The sequence below is a fragment of the Burkholderia sp. Bp9143 genome (assembly GCF_003853645.1).
GTDB lineage: Bacteria > Pseudomonadota > Gammaproteobacteria > Burkholderiales > Burkholderiaceae > Burkholderia.
In genome coordinates, this window is sequence record NZ_QTPO01000130.1 from 1 (window position 1) to 1,568 (window position 1,568).

The following is a 1,568-nucleotide window of genomic DNA, read 5'->3' on the forward strand; positions in this document are numbered from 1 at the left end:
GTTAGACAGTATGACTCCGCGTGGCAGGGGCTGGCCTCTCGTGAGGAATCAAACGTGGGTTAGCATTTCTGCCAGAGCCACACGGTGTGGACAGGGCCACACCCGGCGATTTCCGGCACGGAGGCCAGCAATGAAACACGATAGCACGCTTCTCTACGTAGGTTTGGACGTTCACAAGGACTCGATCACGGCTGCCTATGCGCTGGGCACCGGCGAGGCCGAATTGCTCGGCAAGATCGGGACGACGAAGGCCGATATCGATCGCCTGTGCAAGCGCCTGCAGTCCAAGGCACGCCACATCCGCGTTGTCTACGAGGCGGGCCCGTGTGGATATGGGCTTTATCGCCAGCTTGTGCAGAAGGGTTTCGACTGCATGGTGTGCGCGCCTTCACTGATTCCGAAGAAGCCCGGTGAGCGTGTCAAGACGGATCGACGCGACGCTTTGAAGCTTGTGCGTTCGCTGCGCGCCGGCGACTTGTCGGCGGTATACGTGCCGACCGTGGAGGACGAAGCGTTCCGCGATCTCTCACGTGCCTGGGTAACCACCAAGGACGATCTGAAGCGTGCGCGCCAACGACTGAAGGCCTTTCTGCTCTCGCATGGGGTGCACTATACGGGCCGAGCTGACTGGGGACCCGCGCACCGGCGCTGGATCAGCCAGTATTCGTTCGACAGTCAATGGCAGCAACTGGCATTCGAGGAGTTGCGGCGCACGATCGAGGATCGCGTGGCGCAATGCGACCGGCTGGAGGCCGCGCTGCGCGAGTCGGTGGTCAACTGGCGTTTCTATCCGGTCGTGCTGGCCCTGCAGACGATGCGCGGCGTGCAGTTCACCACGGCCGTGGGCATGCTCGCCGAGCTGGGCGATCTGTCACGCTTCGCGCACCCACGCCAGCTGATGGCCTGGCTGGGGGTAACGCCCTCCGAACACTCGTCTGGCGAGAAGCGCCGGCTGGGCAGCATCACAAAGAACGGCAACAGCTATGCAAGAAAGCTGCTGGTGGAAGCGGCCTGGAGCTACCAGCATCCGGCCCGCGTGAGTCCGGAGATCCAGCGCCGCCATGAAGGCATCCCCAAGCCCATCGTGGACCGGGCCTGGGACGCCCAGGTGCGCCTGTGCCGGCGCTACCGGAGGCTCGTCGCGCGCGGCAAGGAGAAGAACATCGCCGTAGTGGCCGTCGCCCGCGAACTGAGCGGGTTCATCTGGGACATCAGCCGGCTCGCGATGTCGCTTGCCGTACGCAATGAGGCACGTCCAACGTAATGCAGCAACACCACGGAGGCAGGACCCCTGGTTCATGACTTTGGCGGCAGTTTCCTGAAGGCGGCGTAGCCCGGCACACGAGTCACCCGCGACAAAGTTAGGCAACGGATTGCATCCAGACTTGCGGCGTTAGATAGCGGCAGGCTCATTGGGCGGACTTCTGTAATGCGGTACCCAACCCGCGGATATCAGCATGATCCACCGTCGAGATTTACTGCTACGTCGCCCTCAGGAAATTCCGTCAACATGCGCCTCAACAAACCCAAAACCAATCCCTATTGACAGGCGGAGTCATATCAACTTT

General features: G+C 62.0%; 1 protein-coding gene. It reads left to right on the top strand.

All coding sequences use genetic code 11. From position 1 onward, the window contains the following. Positions 1-130 precede the first annotated feature (130 nt). Entirely contained in the window at positions 131-1,264 is a 1,134-nt protein-coding gene (locus DIE23_RS38940; RefSeq protein ID WP_124618179.1) for an IS110 family transposase, read from the top strand. Positions 1,265-1,568 lie beyond the last annotated feature (304 nt).